13 protein-coding genes and 1 pseudogene are annotated in these 16,462 nt (G+C 63.3%); 6 read left to right on the top strand and 8 right to left on the bottom strand.

Annotated features, from left to right (window positions below; translation table 11 throughout):
* Positions 1 to 25: 25 nt before the first annotated feature.
* From AC3WOG_RS33625 to AC3WOG_RS33655, 7 genes are all read right to left on the bottom strand, one after another.
* Complete coding sequence (locus AC3WOG_RS33625) at positions 26 to 778, bottom strand: peptidylprolyl isomerase (RefSeq protein WP_492582040.1); 753 nt, start codon at positions 776 to 778, stop codon at positions 26 to 28.
* A 37-nt stretch (positions 779 to 815) separates the two neighbouring features.
* Positions 816 to 2,189: a beta-barrel domain-containing protein gene (locus AC3WOG_RS33630; RefSeq protein ID WP_492582041.1), complete on the bottom strand. Its 1,374-nt coding sequence runs from the start codon at positions 2,187 to 2,189 to the stop codon at positions 816 to 818.
* Positions 2,167 to 4,740 carry an FHA domain-containing protein gene (locus tag AC3WOG_RS33635; protein ID WP_492582042.1) on the bottom strand — a complete coding sequence of 858 codons (2,574 nt, stop codon included), beginning with the start codon at positions 4,738 to 4,740 and terminating at the stop codon, positions 2,167 to 2,169. The genes AC3WOG_RS33630 and AC3WOG_RS33635 overlap by 23 nt, the downstream gene beginning before the upstream one ends.
* A gap of 252 nt (positions 4,741 to 4,992) precedes the next feature.
* Entirely contained in the window at positions 4,993 to 6,393 is a 1,401-nt protein-coding gene (locus AC3WOG_RS33640) for an efflux transporter outer membrane subunit (RefSeq protein ID WP_492582541.1), read from the bottom strand.
* 331 nt (positions 6,394 to 6,724) lie between these two features.
* The gene (locus AC3WOG_RS33645) at positions 6,725 to 7,009 is read right to left on the bottom strand and encodes a hypothetical protein (protein ID WP_492582043.1); all 285 of its coding nucleotides are present in this window, start codon (positions 7,007 to 7,009) and stop codon (positions 6,725 to 6,727) included.
* 275 nt (positions 7,010 to 7,284) lie between these two features.
* Positions 7,285 to 7,719, bottom strand: a complete 435-nt coding sequence (locus AC3WOG_RS33650) for a DUF4399 domain-containing protein (RefSeq protein ID WP_492582044.1) — start codon at positions 7,717 to 7,719, stop codon at positions 7,285 to 7,287.
* 53 nt (positions 7,720 to 7,772) lie between these two features.
* Complete coding sequence (locus tag AC3WOG_RS33655; RefSeq protein ID WP_492582542.1) at positions 7,773 to 8,171, bottom strand: DUF4399 domain-containing protein; 399 nt, start codon at positions 8,169 to 8,171, stop codon at positions 7,773 to 7,775.
* A gap of 566 nt (positions 8,172 to 8,737) precedes the next feature.
* Between AC3WOG_RS33655 and AC3WOG_RS33660 the strand changes: the two are divergent.
* Together AC3WOG_RS33660 and AC3WOG_RS33665 are read left to right on the top strand one after the other, a co-directional pair.
* Positions 8,738 to 9,361, top strand: a pseudogene (locus AC3WOG_RS33660) (caspase family protein); the annotation flags it as partial.
* A 33-nt stretch (positions 9,362 to 9,394) separates the two neighbouring features.
* The gene (locus tag AC3WOG_RS33665; protein WP_492582543.1) at positions 9,395 to 10,573 is read left to right on the top strand and encodes a formylglycine-generating enzyme family protein; all 1,179 of its coding nucleotides are present in this window, start codon (positions 9,395 to 9,397) and stop codon (positions 10,571 to 10,573) included.
* A 31-nt stretch (positions 10,574 to 10,604) separates the two neighbouring features.
* Here the strand turns inward: AC3WOG_RS33665 and AC3WOG_RS33670 are convergent, their stop codons facing one another.
* Positions 10,605 to 12,758 carry a serine/threonine protein kinase gene (locus AC3WOG_RS33670; RefSeq protein ID WP_492582045.1) on the bottom strand — a complete coding sequence of 718 codons (2,154 nt, stop codon included), beginning with the start codon at positions 12,756 to 12,758 and terminating at the stop codon, positions 10,605 to 10,607.
* 624 nt (positions 12,759 to 13,382) lie between these two features.
* Between AC3WOG_RS33670 and AC3WOG_RS33675 the strand changes: the two genes are divergently transcribed.
* The 4 genes from AC3WOG_RS33675 (at position 13,383) to AC3WOG_RS33690 (ending at position 16,063) form a co-directional block, all read left to right on the top strand.
* Positions 13,383 to 13,601 carry a hypothetical protein gene (locus AC3WOG_RS33675; RefSeq protein ID WP_492582046.1) on the top strand — a complete coding sequence of 73 codons (219 nt, stop codon included), beginning with the start codon at positions 13,383 to 13,385 and terminating at the stop codon, positions 13,599 to 13,601.
* Between the two features lie 20 nt (positions 13,602 to 13,621).
* The gene (locus tag AC3WOG_RS33680) at positions 13,622 to 13,798 is read left to right on the top strand and encodes a hypothetical protein (RefSeq protein WP_492582047.1); all 177 of its coding nucleotides are present in this window, start codon (positions 13,622 to 13,624) and stop codon (positions 13,796 to 13,798) included.
* A gap of 301 nt (positions 13,799 to 14,099) precedes the next feature.
* Complete coding sequence (locus AC3WOG_RS33685) at positions 14,100 to 14,384, top strand: DUF3303 domain-containing protein (RefSeq protein ID WP_492582048.1); 285 nt, start codon at positions 14,100 to 14,102, stop codon at positions 14,382 to 14,384.
* 41 nt (positions 14,385 to 14,425) lie between these two features.
* Positions 14,426 to 16,063 carry an MFS transporter gene (locus tag AC3WOG_RS33690; protein ID WP_492582049.1) on the top strand — a complete coding sequence of 546 codons (1,638 nt, stop codon included), beginning with the start codon at positions 14,426 to 14,428 and terminating at the stop codon, positions 16,061 to 16,063.
* Positions 16,064 to 16,462: the final 399 nt, after the last annotated feature.

The following is a 16,462-nucleotide window of genomic DNA, read 5'->3' on the forward strand; positions in this document are numbered from 1 at the left end:
GTTGGCGTCGGCGTTGGTGTTCTGGCTATCGCGCTTCGATCACATGTTCCTGCGCGCGCGCGATCAGCCAGCTCTCGCGCAGCAGACGCTTCACTTCAGAGGCGACGTCCGCATCGAGCGTCGCCGGATACTTGGCCGTCACGGCGAAAATCTCGAAGCACGTGCGGTCCGCCGACGGAAACGGCCCGAGCAGATCGCCCACCGCCGCGTTGAAAATCTTCGCTTCGATATCCGGCTTCAGCGAGCCGCGCAGCACCTTGCCGATCACCCCGCCGGCTTCGCGCGTATCGGCGATCGAATGCTCGCGCGCCATGTCCGCGAAGCAGTCCGGATCGTCGTGCAGATAGGAAATCATTTCCTTCGCCTTGCCCTCGCTGTCGAGCACGATATGGCTCACCTCGATCGCGTCGAACTTCGGCGAATTCAGCGCGAAGTAGTCCTTGATCGCCGCCTCGTTGCCGACTACGTCGAGCATCTTTTCCTGATAGAGACCGTCGGTGATGAACGCTTCGAATTCGTCGAGACTCACATTGAGCGCATCGAGGTACTGATTCATATCCGTCGCGCGATGCAAACCGCGCACGCGGCGGAACTGATCGGCGCGCTGCTGGATTTCGTCCGCGGTCACAACGATGCCCTGCTTCCTCGCCGCGTGCACCGTGAGCTTGTCGCGCACGATCTGCTCGATCAGGCTCTCGAACTGGCCGGTCAATTTCAGAAGGCGAATGAACTCGGCAACGTCCACGACTTCTTCATCGATTCGCACTATCGCGGTCATGTCATCCGCTCCTTTAATTGACGTGTGATCTGCGCTATCAGCCGGCAACCTGCCTGAACGGATCCAGACCGAGGTCGATCAGGCGCCGCTCGCGCACCACGATCTCCGCGCTCGCGGTCATGCCGTAGCGCAACGGGTAGCGGGTGCCGGCAATCTGGTAGGACTTGTCTTCCAGCGTGACGCGGCCTTCGTACACCGGCTGCTTGTCCTGCGCTGAAGGTTTGGTCGCCGGCGAAATATAGGCAAGCGTGCCTTTGATCAGTCCATAACGCTGGTAGGGGAACGCGCTGAATTTCAGCTTCACCGGCAAACCCTCATGCAGAAACGCACGATCGTGTTCGGCGATCTCGATCTTCAGCACGGGCTGTGCATCCTTCGGCGCGATGCCGCCGAGCGGCGCGTTCGCCTGGATCTTGTCGCCGCGTTGTGTCGAGGTGACATCGGTAACAACGCCTGAGACCGGCGCGAGGATCAGCAGAAAATTGTCTTTGTCGATGTTCTCGAAACGAATCCGCGCGGCGGCTTCGGCCACGAGGCGCGCGGTTTGTAATTGCAGACGCACCTTGTCTTCCGCGTCGGTGATATCGCGCACCGCGGCGTCGTACTGGAGTTGCAGGTCGGTGGTCTGCTGGCCGCTGGTTTCGAGTTGCGCGTTGGCCAGCGCATATTCGTGGCTCAAGCGGAAATCCAGTTCCGCGAGTTTCGATTGCGCGACGCGGTAGGCGTTGTCCGCTTCCATCGCGGCAGTGCGTTTCTGCTCCACCTGAAGCTCGGCGATGCCGCCGCCGCCCGGCTGCGCGAACAGGCGCGAGTATCTGTCCAGTTCCTGGCGCGCCGCCTCGCGCGTGCGGCGGGCGTTCTCGAGCACGCTGCGCGCCTGGTCGAGTTCGGCTTTCTGCCCTTCGGCGAGCTTGGTCGTGCCTTCGGATACACGGTTTTCATGCTGACGCGCTTCCACTTCCATCTGGGCCTTCAGCGCGGCGGCCTTGCGCTCCATCAGCGCCTTCTTCTCGGGGAATTGCTTCCAGTCACGCTCGGCGTCTTCGAGTTTGAGCTGCGCTTGCAGCGCATTGCTGGCCGCTTCGATCGCGCCGCGTGCGTTAAGCCGCGCCAGCACGTCGCCCTTCTGCACCGGCTGCCCTTCGGCGATGTACAGATCGGCAAGCTCGCCGTCGATCGGCGCATAGATGCGGCGCACTTCCGAGTCCGGCGACAAAGTCCCTTGCGCGCTGACGATCACATCCGCGCGGCCGACGAACGACCACAGCAGGCCGGCCACCACCAGCCCGACCATCGCCCAGATTAGCGCGCGTGCGAGCCGCACCGGTTCGGCGGTCAGGATCGCGATGCCTTCGACGCTGTGGTCCTCCAGCGCCTCCGACAACGGTCTAGGGTGACTGTCGCGCTTCACTCTGCTCGCCTCCGATCAACGCCAGCTTCGCCTTCAACAGCGCGGGGTCCAGCACCATGCGCAGCTCGGTCAACGAGCGGCGCTGCAAATTCGCTTCGGCTTCGATATCCGTGAGCAGACGGTCGAAGTCGGCTGGATGATCCGCCTTCAACTGCGTATAGATGCGCATGCCCTGTTGCGCGGCAGCCTGCGCATCCGACAACAACCGCGCCTCGCTGCGGAAACCGGCCGAAATCCCCGCTTCGAGCCGTTGCGTGCCGCCGATCGACCCATTGGCGCGGTATTGCTTCCAGAGACCCTGCGCACGCAGCAGCAAATCCTGCGCACGGGCCAGCGCCTTGTCGTGCAAAGCCGACACATCCTTCTGGATCGATTGCACGAACCACGCATCCACCGCCGGATCGAGGCTGGCGTAGAACGACAGCAGCCGTTCGTCGTAATCCTTGCCACCACGGGTTTTCTGCAAGTCGGCGAATTGATCGAGCAGCGCTTTCTTGTGCGCCTGCTCCGCTGCGAGCACGTCTGACCACGGCCCGGCGGGCATCGCCTGCAAACCGGCCAGGGCCTGCTGAGCGTCGCCACGCAGCCATGCCGCGGTCACGGCGTCGTGGCGCTGGATCACGTCCACCGAAGGCAGGCGGCTCGCGGCCAGTTGCTGGAACTGCGCCTGGAACGGCGGCGTGCTGAAATGCACCGTCTTCAGCAAAGCCAGCAGCGGCGTCAGCTGGCGGCCGAGCGCGGCGTTCAGCACATTCGCGTACTGGCGCAAATCTTCGCGCAGCCGGTCGAGGCCCGCGAGACGCGGATAACGCTGCGCGTAATCGTCGAACACCGGCGGTAGTGCGTCGGGTTTGTCGCGCGCCAGTTCGGTGCGAATCGTCGCGTTGAGCCGGTCGATGGCGGCGAGGTACACCGAGTCGTCGCTTTCCAGTTTGCGCAAATGACTCAGCGCCTGCGCATACGGCTCCGCGAACAGGGGCACGTATGACGCGATGCGGTCCAGCGCGCGCTGGTGATTTTTTGCGTCGTCGTCCCAGCGTTGCAGCAAGCCGTGGATAGTGGCCTCGTCCGCGTACATCCGGATCGGCGCGTCCACGCCGCCCCGTCCGACCACGAAGCGCTCCAGATCGCCGACCCATTGCAATTCGCCGACCAGCGACGCGGCGTCCGCGTTGTTCGCGCTCAACGATTTCATCTCCGCGAGCAGCGTGTCCGCCTGCCCGAATTGCGCCTTTTGCAGCGCATTCAGCCAGCCGGGGACCTTCGCCTTCAGTAGCGCTTCGCTCGCCAGCGCCCTGACCTGCGTATCGTCGGGATGGCTGGTCAGATAGCCGTTCGCCACCGCGATCGCACTCGTGTAGTCGCCGCTTGCCAGCAGGTTTTTCAATTCGCGCTCCGAGGAACCCCGCATGTAGAGTGTCAGCGCCAGGGCCACCAGCACGGCGGCACCCGCGCCGCCCCACCATGCCACCCGCCGCACCGTCGTGCGGTCGCCGCCCGCGAAGGCCTTGCCGAGTTCGGCCGCCAGCAGACGCCAACGCGGCTGCCTGCCCTTGGCGGCGCCAGCGTGGCTGGCGCCGTTCGACCCATGGATACCGCTGGCGCCGTTCGCCCCGCCGGTGGCCGTGTCGCGTTTCGCATGCGCCGACGCGGCTTGCGCCGCCTCGTTGACCTCGTCTTCGCGTTGTAGCCCCGAGTCGACGCAAAAGATATCGAGGAACGAATGCGCGGCGGCAACGAACGTGGTCTTGTCGGTATCGGCAGCCTCGTCAATGGCGGGATTCAGATAGAGCTGGGTCACGGTCGGCTCGGATTCAGGGGGTTTTTTCAACGTCACCCTGTAGACGAAGTGGTCGCCGCCAAATGCAACGAGGTCGCCGTCGGCAAGCGGCAGCGCCGATTCGTCGAGCCGCTTTCCACCGACGAATGTACCGTTGGTGCTGCCGAGATCCTCGACATATAGCTCGCCGCCCTTCAGAAAGATGTGCGCGTGACGCCGCGAGATGTAGTTGACCTGATGCGGATAGCGATCCTTGTAGCGCGAGAAGATTTCGTCCGCTTTGCTGACGAGAAACGGGAACGCCTGCACGTCGATCGGCTGAAGTCCGAGATCGTCGCGCTGCGGCACCAGCAGTAAGCCACGCGCCGGCGCGGCGCTGGCGGCGGCCACGATACGCGCGCGCGGTTCGATGCCGACGCGGTAGCAAAGCTCGCCGCCGAAGCACAATTCGTCGCCGGCACGCACGCGGGCGGGGGTCTTTTGCACCGCGACGCTGTTCACCGTGGTGCCGTTCTTACTGCCGAGGTCGGCGACATAGACGGCGCCGTGCTCCGTGAAAATCCGTGCATGCCGGCGCGACAGACGCGTGATCCGCTCGGCCGGGTAATCGGTAAACGGCGCCTCGCTACGCCCGATTGCGAACAGGTTGTCGACGATCCGGATCGCGTCGAGCGCAGGACGCTGCGCGGACACGACCGGTGACAGCACCACGTCGAACGCGGCGTCCGGTGTCGTGCGCACCTCGGCAATCGGAGCTTCGCCGGCGTTCATTTTGTCTGGATCACTAAGCGTTTACCCGCCGCGGCGAGAACGCAATGCACATGGAGGAAACTGACGACGGCGGCTAGATGTTGTTCGAACGAGCCGCGCAAACGTCGGCCCTTTAACGATTTTAAGTCACACATGGCCAGTGTCAATTTTCAGATCGTCGGTAGTAGAGGCAATAAACGCGCGACATGCAGCCTGAATTCCCCACGCTGCACGCCACGCCGCGGATTAGCTCAGTGTTCATTTACTTGCGCTTTATTTGTCCTTTGCTTGCGCTTGCACGTCGACGCTCGGCCAGCCGCCGCCCAACGCTTTATAGAGCAGCACCGTGTCGGACAGAATCAACTGATGGTTGGCGAGCAGCGCCTGCTGCGCTTCAAGAAGCGTCCGTTCGGTTTCGAAAACTTCGAGCTGCGACACCACACCGAGGCGCAGTTGCGCCTGAATCTGGTCGGCGACGATTTGCAGGCGCGACACCTGCTGCTGCAATTGCACGCGCTGCTCCTTGTGCGAATTCAGATTGACCAGCGCGTTCTCCACTTCCTCGAACGCGCCTATCACGGCGACGCGATACTGCTGTTCGGCCACCGTCGATTGCGCTTGCGTGACCTTCACATGGGCTCGCACGCCGGGATCGAGCAGCGGAATGTTGATGCTCGGCATGAAACCGAACGTGAACGATTTCAGCAGGTCGGTCAGCGCGAAACTGGCGGTGCCGCCGTGACCGGTCAGACTGATGGTCGGCAGTTGCGCGAGCTTGGCCTGGCCGACGAGATCGTAGGATTCCAGCACTCTGAATTCGGCGGCCACCACGTCGGGGCGCCGCGCGAGCAGTTGCGCCGGCAGACCGTCCGGCACGGATGGCAGTTGCACGCGTTGCTGCAAATGCCCTTTGGGCAGCTGGAATTCGCCCGCCGGCACGCCGACCAGCGTGCATAGCGCGTTGTTCGCGAGATCGCGCGAGCGGCGCAGTTCGAGCAACTGGTTCGTCAGGCGGTTGATCTCGGCTTGCTGACGCAACACCTGGGTCTGCGGTATGAGACCGTTGCGGCTCTGGCCGTCGTAGATCGTGAGAATCTGCTTGTTCGTGACGAGCGTTTTCTGCTGCTGGTCGATCTGGTCGTCGAATTGAAGAATCTGGAAATAGGTGCTCGATACGTTCGAGACCAGTTCCAGATAGCCGGCGCGCCAGTCCGCCTCGGTCGCATGGAACTCGGCCTTTTGCGCCTGCACGCCCTTCTCCACTTTGCCCCAGATGTCGATGTCCCAGTTCACCTGGGTGGCGAGGTTGTACTGTTTGGAGAAAGTCTGGCGTGTGGTCTTTTCGAAATCGGCGCCTGCGCCGAGATCCATGGTCGGCAATGCGCCGGCTTTCGCCTCGCCGATCTGCGTGCCGGCGACGTCGATGCGCGCGGCCAGCACCTTGATGTCGAAATTGCCCGCAATCGCTTTCGCGATCAGCGTGTCCAGATACGGATCGTGGAAGCCTTTCCACCAGTCGGGTTCGATGGTCGCGGCCGCCAACACCGGCGAGCCCTTCTGATCCGACCATGACGCCTTGGCCGGTGTATCGGGCCGCTTGTAGCTGGGCATGCTGACATCGATACACGCGCACAGCAGCAGTGCGCACGAAACCGCTGCGCCGAGTCCTCGTATCGCTGCGGCAACGCGCTTCGCACGCGGCGGCTGACATGCCGCGCCGCACTGCGCCGATGAATTGCAAAAGCGCTGACGGACCGATGAATCAAGCAACGCTGACACGATTTTCTCCGATGACGCCGGCTGCGCTGCACGAGGAGAACGCGCTCTTCAAGTAAAGCATGTCCTGCCCGGCTTCACCATCGAAGCGGTGCAAGAAAGTCGGCGCGGGGATCGTACGGTGACGCGGGGGGTCGTGTGAAAAGAACGATTGAAGGCGAATTTTTTTGACGAACCGCTGTTGCGCGTCCCGCGGAAGCCGGTTAGCCTCCGCGGCGGCCTGCGCCGTTCAGGCGACGTAGAGGTTGTTGCTGGCGCTCACATGCGGGTTGATCGTGGTGGTGGTGCCGGCATCGAACGCAGCGTTGTTGCCGTTCGCGCTCTGAATGTTCATCGTCGTGCTGATCAGCTGGGTGGCGTCGACCCGCTTGCTGTTGTCCGGTGCGTACACCGGCGCGAAGCTGAAGTACAACGACGGCGGATAGTAGTAGCCGAAACCACCGCGCACGGCACTCATGACCTTGCTGTCGAGTTGTTCGGTGATGGACAGGTCTTTGATCATCAGCGTGTTCATGGTAGATCTCCTGGAAGGGAAACAGCACAGTCTTGCGGTTGGGTTCGAACAACTTGTCTGCTCGAACGTCACTAACGCATGGGCTGTGCCAGTTTTGATTTCCGATCCTAAGAAAATCGCAGAAAGACCGTAGATAAAGGGCTGGCGGGATACGGCCCCGCTAAAGGCATCGAGGCGGCGGCAAGGCGCCGAGCGGCAGATGGTGGATCGCAGCCAACAACACGCGCGGTCGTGTTGGCCGGACCGAGACACTGTGAACGGCACGCCGCGCGGCGTCACCGCGCGATGACCGTGATCTTCTTCGAGTAGACCGGGGGATTGTGCGGAATATGCATGGAGTCGCCCATCAGCAACTGCAAGGTGTGCTTGCCTGGCGGCAGTTGAATCATTGTTTCCGTTTCGCCCGCGCCGAAATGCAGATGGTTGCGGTCGGATGGAATTTCCTGGTCCATCGGCGGCAGGTCGGTGTCGATCAGAAGGTGGTGGTGCCCGGTGTTCGGATACTTGACGCCTTTGGGCGCCACACCCATGAAGCGCAAGCCGAACCACACGCGAAAAGGCTTGTTCGCGGGCACCATCTGACCGTCGTTCGGATACCCGATATACGCATGCGCGCCGGCCGGCGCGGGCGTCGTGCCGCCCAGGACGAGGTTCGGCGAGGCCAGTGCAGCCAGTGTCACAAGCGCCGCGATCGCGATGTTCCTGTACATGAAAGGCTCTCCGTCCTGACGGACCCGCGTTGAACGAACGGGTCGCGCGAATCTTATTGCACGTTGATGGTGATCTTCTTCGAATACACGGGCGGCACGTGCGGCACGTGGTTGTGGTCGCCGAGAAGGAGCTGCAGCGTGTGCTTACCCGGCGGCAACTCGACGCGCGCATCCGTCTCGCCGGCACCGAAGTGCAAGTGATTGCGGTCCGACGGAATTTCCTGATCGAGCGGCGGCAGGTCGGTGTCGATCAGCAGATGATGATGCCCGGTGTTGGGAAAAACGACGCCCTTCGGACACACGCCCATGTTGCGCAGCCCCATGCGCACCCACAGCTTGCCGCCGTGAATCACCGCGCCGTCCGGCGGCCAGATGATGTACTCCTCGGCGCCCGGCGCGGAAGCGGTTTGCTCGGCGAGCGCGGATCCGGACAGCGACGCGATGCCGAGCATGGTGAAAAGCGCGGTGCAAAGCGCCGTGCGGAGAACGGAAGACCGCGCGAGCGCCCGATGCCGTGTGTTGAGCACGCCCAGTGTGACGGTTATTCGCATTGCCCACTCTCCCAAAGAGTGGCCCGGGCGCCTTTTGTTGCACGAGGCGCGGGCCGCGCGCTCCGGCTGGTTTTGCGGGCGCACGCGTGGTCGGACGGCCGCGGCATGCAAAGGCCGTGCTGCGTTACTTGGTGATTTAGCTTAGGACGTAACTTGCCAAAAAGAAACGACACGCTCGTTAACCTTTAGACAACACACGGACGGTTGTGACCCGCAAATCGCGTGCTATCGTTGTTCATAGCTTGTCGATGAATGGCCGACAGCGGCGTCGATGCGCCGTGTGATGCGCGTCAACAGCCGCTGTCGGCGTCGCGGTCGTCGAATACCTATGTTCTGTCCGGAACAAACAGGATTTGAATATGTGGCGAATATTCCTGCTGGTGTGCATGGCCGGGGCAATTCAGGCGCATTGGGGCGGGGCCTATGCCGCGGCGCAGCGTAACGGCACAGAGGCCGGCGTCGCGGCTATGACGGCCGAACTGCCGGATAAAGACCATCCTCGGCGTATCGCGCTCGTGATCGGCAACGGCGCGTATGGCAACGACACAGACCCGGTTCGTGAGAACGCGCCACGCGATGCCCAGGCGTTGCGTGACCCACTGCGCTCGCTCGGCTTCGACGTCATCATGCGCATCGACGCGACACCGCCGCAGATGCAACAGGCCATCGCCGAATTCCGTCAACGTCTGCAAGCAGGCGGTGTCGGGCTCTTCTATTTCGCGGGACATGGCATGCAAGTCGGCGGGCAGACGCTGTTGATCCCGGCCGGCGTCGACATGCGCTCACCGGCGCGGCTGATTGGCGAAGGCGTCGACTTGCGCGCCGTGTTGCAAGCGATGCGCGCGCCGCGCGCCGATCCGTTGAATCTGGTGATCCTCGATACGTGCCTGAACAATCCGTTCGCGGCTCACGCAACGCCCGACGCGTATGCGCTTCCCGGCAATACGCTGCTCGCTTACGCAACCGCGCCAGGCGGCTTTGCGGCGGACGGCGTGCGTCACGGCGTCTATACGAGCGCATTGCTGCGTGCCCTTGCCGACGCCCCGTCGCAGGATCTCGCCGGCTTGTTTCAACGCGTCGCGGCAGAGGTTCACGAGGACACCGGCGGTGAGCAAAGCCCGTGGATGGTTTCATCGTTGTCCAGGGCTTTTCGTTTGAGCGTGCCTTCGTTCAGCTTCGCAGCCACGCAACTCACGGCCGCCACACTCGTCGAACCGGTTGTCACGTTGCACAGCCGCGGCATCTTGCCGAAGGACAGCAGCGAGCAATACGAAATCACCTTCTGGAATTCGATCAAGGACAGCAACTACCCGAGCGACTACGAAGCCTATCTGAAGGCCTATCCGAATGGCCGCTTTGCCGCGCTCGCCCATGCGCGCATCGACCGGTTGCGCGCCGCCGCGCCGTCAAGCGCGCCCGCGGCGGCACCGCAAGCCGCGCGGCCAGCCGTGCCTGCCAGTGCAGCGCCGCCGGAACACCCCCGCTCGACGGCCGCGCCAACACCCGTTGCGCCTACTCCCGCACCCTCGAGCGCGCCTATAACCGCGCCAACAGCCGCGCAAAAAACCACAGCACGCCCAGCCAACGCCAACGAGAGCCGCGATTGCGCTACCTGTCCAATCGTGATCGCCGTGCCGGCGGGCTCGTTCTCGATGGGCAGCAACACCGACGATCCCTCCGAAAAGCCCGTCCACCATGTGACCATCGGCGCGCCGTTTGCAATCGGCAAATACGCGGTGACAGTCGAGCAGTGGAACGCGTGCGCCGACGCCAACGCCTGTCAAAAGCTAACACCCGAATCCAATTCCGTAAAAAACGCGCCGGCACGCGACCTCAGCTGGGACGACGCGCAGCAATACGTGAGGTGGCTCAGCAAGGTGACCGGCAAGACGTATCGTTTGCCGACCGAGGCAGAATGGGAATACGCGGACCGCGGCGGCACCACCACGCAATACTGGTGGGGCGATCAGATGCGCAAGGGCAACGCCAATTGCAAGGATTGCGGCGAGCCCTGGCACAAGGAAGGACCCGAGAGCGTCGGCTCGTTCGCGCCGAATCCGCTCGGCTTGTACGACATGAACGGCAGCGTCTGGGAGTGGGTCGGCGATTGCTGGCACAACTCGTACCAGAGCGCACCCACCGACGGTCACGCGTGGGACACGCCAGGCTGCGAGATGCGCGTGATTCGTGGCGGCTCGTGGCGCGAAGGCGCAAATTACATGCTCAGCGCGACGCGCTTCAAATACAGCGCGAGCGTGCGCCAGTCGCAGGACGGCTTCAGGGTCGTCAAGGAACTCAAGTGATTCAGGTGCCGCGGATGATCTTGCGCGCGAATCAGGGCGTGCGCGGCTTCGTCGTGATTTGCGCAAAATCGGCGACGATGCGGTCCTGACCGTACTTGCCGGCGATTTGCGCAAGACGCGTGTCGAGTGCGCGCAGATAGTCGGCACGCGCTTCGCTCTCCGGCCGCGGCTTGTCGAATAGCGGCGCCGGCGTAATCAGCAACACCACCATCTCCGATCCGAACGGCTTCGAAATGATCCAGTCGCCCGCGCTGCCGATCGTCGCGGCGTAGCGCGGCGGCGCCTGATTGTCCTTCGCGCGCGGGCTCGGCACCATATGCACGACGCTGCCGTCGAGCTGGTAGTAGTCGAGGTTCACGTACGAGTCGTAAGCGGGCGTCGTCACGTCGACGACGAGCGGATCGCCTTCGCTCAACTGGCCGCCAGGCGGGCGCACATGCAGCGCCGCGACGTGGCCGCCTTGCCAGTTGCGGGTCCAGTACGGAGCGAGCGCTTTGATCGTGTCGCATTTGTCGTCGGCGAGCGGCTCGACGTCGAGCGCGAGCGTGTCGACGCCCGGCAGTGCTGCCAAGGTGTCCTTCAGACGTGCGGCGCCGTAGCGTTGCGAGACGTAGCCGCGCACCGTCAATGAGTGGTCGTGTGCCGAACCGGCCAGCACCGAACATGGAATCTGCGCCAGCACCGGCGCCACTGCGGCTAACGTAAGCGCCGACTTGGGCGCGGGCGGGGGTTGCGCGACGGGTGGCGCTGCGGGGGGCGGCCCGGCCGTCGAAGGCGGCTCAGGCGTACTCGCCACCGTCGCCGTGGACACAGGCGGTGCCGCCGAAGCCGCTTGATCCGCTAAAGTCTGCGAAGCCGCCGTCACCGCCGGCGTCCCGCCCTGACGATCCTGCGACGACCGGAACGCAAACACGCCGACAACCGCCGTGCACAACACAGCCAAACTCGCGAAGCCCACCTTCACCCACATCCCCGACTTCTCGGCGCGCGCTTCGTTGTCGAACTCCGCGATGAAGCGCACCACGCTCGGCATGCGCGTGTTGCGATCGAACGAAAGCGCCGCGCGCAACGCGCGCCACTGTTTCGCGTCGAGGTTGGCGGGCCGCTGCGGTTTGAAATCCGCACTGCGCGCCTGCGTCGCCGACAGTCGATCGAAGGGGTGGTGGCCGGTCAACAGTTCGTAGGTGATGCAACCGAGCGCGTAGATATCGTCGCGCGGGTCCGGCTCGAGATGTTCCAGCATTTCCGGGCTCGCGTACGCGGGCGTCAACGCGCCGAGGCTGCCGGGATCGAAGACGGTTGCGTCGGTCTCCTCCTCCGGCCGCTGGAAGACGCGCGCGATGCCGAAATCGATCACCTTCACTTCCGCGCCGGTCGTCAGGAACACGTTGGCGGGCTTGAAATCGCAATGCACGAAGCCGCGCTCGTGCGCGTAGGCGAGCGCGTTGCACATGCCGCGCACGATCGGCAGCGCGGCGCGCACCGGCATGCCTTTGTAGCCGGGCGTGCGCAGCAACTGGCTCAACGGCTTGCCGGTCAGATACTCCATCGTCAGGTAGACGATCGGCCCGTCGCGGTCGAAGTCGTACACCGTGATGATGTTGCGATGCGCCAGCACCTGCGCCTTGCGCGCCTCGCGTTGCAGCGCGACGAGCGAGTTCGGGTTGCCGCGAAACTGCAGGTTGAGCACCTTGATCGCGAGATACGGCTTGCGATCCGAAGCTTCGAGCTTGCGCAGATCGAGCGCCTTGTACACCGTGCCCATCCCGCCGACACCCAGACATTCCTCGAGAACGAAGCGGTTATTCAGCGTGTCGCCGGTGCCTTTGATCTGGTCGTGCCCGGGGGGGTTGATCCCACCTGCCGCGCTTGCCGAGTTCGATGAGCTCGAGGCGCTCGCGGAACTCGCAGAAGACTCGGACGGAATCTCGACCGACGTCTGCAGGCCGGTTTCCTCGCCGCCCGCCGCCACGTTGGAGACACGCAACTGTTCGATCCGCCGCCGCACTTCCGCGTACAGATCGTCGGGCAGGGGTGTTTTGCGATGAGCCGTGCCGAGCACCTCCAGCAGCTGCGTCGGACCGAGCCCTTCGGTCGTCAACGTGCTGTCGAGCTCAGCAACGAACTCGTCGTGTGACAGCTCGCCGCTCTGAAAGTCGCGAATCACATGCGCAAGGCTAGCCATTTTTGCGAAGCGCCGCCGCTGCCGTTGGACCGGGTCGCATGCGACCGGAGCCAGTCGGGCTAATAAAAAACCTGTCGTAACCAGTTACATGTGCCGCTTCGATACTAGCCCCGGACCCACGCTTTCGCAAACCAGGATTGCCCCGCTGCGGGCACGCCATATCGATGTCGCGAGATATCCAACAGCATGCGGCGCCCTGTTGGGCAGGTGCCACCATCTTCGGAACACGCGCTTCGCCCCGATCCCGTCCGTCTTCCGCGCACCTTTGGAGAGTCACCATGTCATCCCTCATGATTCGCGATCTGTCCCGCACCCGCGAGCTCGACCGGCACACGATGTAGGCGGCGGTCGGCGGCACCGTCAGCAGCGTGCCCGGCCTGCCGTCGGTGGCCGGCCTTGGCGGCATCGCCAACGTCAACGTTTGACGCCGCGCAGTAGCGAACGACCGGGGGCTTCCCTACTACTGATTGTTGGTATGCAACGGGCGGACCGCAAGCAGATTTCCTATACTGATAGGTGCGAGGAGACCTCAGCACACTTTTACGACTCAATCCGGGCGGCCGCCGAATCATCGCACCCTCGAAGCGAACCGGCTACCGACTCGCCTTCTTCTCTGGAGCCGCCATGGCAAAGCTCGTCATCAAGGACCTCACCGACAGCGTCGAACTTGACCGCCAGGCCATGGCTGCCATTGTCGGTGGAGCCCGCATCGGTGCGCGCTCGAGTTTTGCCGCGCAACCGGCGCCAGGCTCACCGCGCGTCGTCGAGTTTCCACCGGGTTTTCCCGCGGCGCACGAGGCAATCGCCGACGCGGCTGTGCCGCGCAAACCGTCGCGCGGCTAGACGCCGGCCCGGACGTTCGCATGAACGGCACGCGCTCGATGCGCGTGCCGTTTGCGTTTGTTCCGTACCAGATGAAGCATCTGCGCGGCGGCCGCTCCGTCGTCGTCACGGTCGACAATGGCGCCCAAGGCCACGTCGACGACCGGGACATCCACCACGCCATTTTCGAAGGCCGTATTAAAGGATCCTTCCTGTAGGACGCGCGAGACGCCCGTAATTGGAAACAAACGACCCCTCCACGCTTTTTTCGCGGAGGGGTCATTGTTTAATAGGCCTATTGAATGTCCGCGTGCGGCGACGATAGCCGCCGCCCCGTCAACTATGATGGTTAAGACGCCACGTGGTTTTATGACGCTCGCGAACAGCGCATGCTGTTCTTCCTGCGGCGTGCTGGCGCAGAAGTGTCGCAACACGCGTCTTACATAAGCGCCGCGCAACGCTTGCGACGATGGCAGCCCACCACGAGCCGGCATCGCCAATTCAGATTGGAGATCCGCAATGAAATTCATCGTGCAATGGAATGGCCTGCCGTCGGCGGAACTGTCCGTGATTGAGCGCTTCATGAAAACCGGCGGCAAGCCACCGGAAGGCGTCAAATTGCTCGGGCGCTGGCACGCGACCGGCGGCTTGCAGGGCGTCGCGATCGTCGAAGCGGACGATACACGCCCGCTCGCGACGATGGCGCTCGAATGGGGTGATCTGTTGTCGATGACCATCTCACCGGCAATGACCGACGAAGACCTGGGTGCGGTATTGGCCGCAGATCAGGCAGCACGCAAATAAACACACCAATACGTCCGTCTTCACTTGCCGTGGAGCACGTCATGACGCCGGATCACGCTACGCCGCTACCCAGCGGACAGCTGCTGCCGTTTCGCGAATCGCTGCTGGCGATGTTCGGCATCGCGTTCGTCGCGATGCTGGTGGCGCTCGACCAGACCATCGTCGGCACCGCGCTGCCGCGCATCGTCGCCGATCTGAAGGGCTTCGACCTGTACGCGTGGGTCGCGACGTCGTACATGCTCGCGTCGGTGATCACGATTCCGATCTTCGGCCGCCTCGGCGATCTGTTCGGCCGCAAGCCGTTTCTGATTGCCGCCATTGTGCTGTTCACCTGTGCGTCCGTACTGTGCGGGGTCGCCACGAGCATGCTGTTCCTCGTGATTGCGCGCGGCGTGCAAGGCATCGGCGGCGGCATTCTGATCGGCACGGTGTTCGCCACCGTCGCCGATCTGTTCCCCAATCCGAAGCTGCGGCTGCGCTGGCTGGTGTTCGTGACGTCCGCGTTCGGCATCGCCAATATGGTCGGCCCGACGCTCGGCGGCATGCTGACGCAATACAGCGGCTGGCGGCTGGTGTTCTTCGTCAACGTGCCGGTCGGTCTGGTGTCGCTGCTGTTCGTGCAGCGCTTTCTGCCGCCGCTGCGTCACTTGCGGCGTAGCGGCCCGGTGCGGCTCGACTGGCTCGGCGCATGCGTACTCGCCGTCACGTTCGGTTCGCTGCAATTGCTGATCGAGTTATTTCCAAGGCAAGGCGTCAGCACGATAACTGTCGTGTTGAGCATCGTGGCGGCGCTCTGCGGGCTGACGCTCTGGTTATGGGAGCGACGCATCGGCTACCCGATCATTCCAGTGGACATCCTGATGGATCGCAAGCTCTCCCCGCTCCTGGCGATGTCTGTGCTCGGCGGTTTTGCACTGTTTTCACTGGTGTTTTATGTGCCGCTGCTGTTTCAGGGCGGCTATGCCATGTCCGCGCACGATTCGGGCATGCTGATCACGCCGTTGCTGCTCGGCACGACCATCGGCAGCGTCGTGAACAATCGTATCGTCACACGAATCCGCCGCGCGAATGCAATCATGTATGCCGGCTTTGCGCTATCCGCGCTCGCGTGTCTGAGCGTGGTCGCACTCAGGGGCAACGAGCCGCATCTGATCTGGATGTCGTGCATGGGTATTAGCGGACTCGGACTCGGTCTGGTGGCGACTAGCCTGACGATCTGTTCACAACAAATCGTCGTGCGCGACCATCTCGGCGCCGCCACGGCACTGCTGCAATCGCTGCGCACGTTCGGCGGCATGCTCGGCACGGTGATGACGGGGGCGTTGCTCGGACATCTGTACACGCGCGGCGTGCATCGATCACTGGATTCGTATCAGGCGACGCAGTGGTTCAAATCGTTCGCGAGCCCCGAGTTGCTGGTGGACCGCGCGGAACAGGCGGCGTTGATCAATCGTCTGGTGAGTGCCGGCCATGCCGGCGACGCGATGATGAATTCCGCGCGCGACGCGCTGGTGCAGTCGATTCATATCGGCATTCTGGTGGCGGGCGCGGCCGCGCTGATCGGTCTGTGCCTCGCGTGGTTCGTGCCGCCCGTGAGGATCACTTATCCGGAAGGTGACCTGCTGGCGGGCGCGCAGGCGGAAGCGGACGCGTTGCCGCCGAGAAGTAACGCGCTTTAGGCCAGGACGCCGTTGCTGTTTGCCTACTCGGCGCTTCTGGTTGTACGCCTGCGGTGGTGGCTTTTTCTCTTCTTATTGGTTTATTAGCGTTCCCCCTGTGCGGGGGGCACCTACTTTTCTTTGCCTGCCGCAAAGAAAAGTAGGCAAAAGAAAGCGGCTTTACACCGCCAGCTCTTAAGCGGGTCCCCTGGCTTGGAGGAGGCAGTGGAGCATCTGGAATCGGTGTTCCCGCACACTCCGCGCTGGTGACAAGGCCGTCATTCTTCCGGCGGCGCTGCGCGCGCCGATGCGGTACTTCATAAAACCACCCTCCGTTTTCGCGTCAACGTTTCGCTTGACGCGTCCGGCGGTGCTGTGCGCGCCGAAGGCTACTTCTCAACACCAACAGCGGATATGCGC

Source organism: Paraburkholderia sp. FW306-02-B (assembly GCF_058782725.1).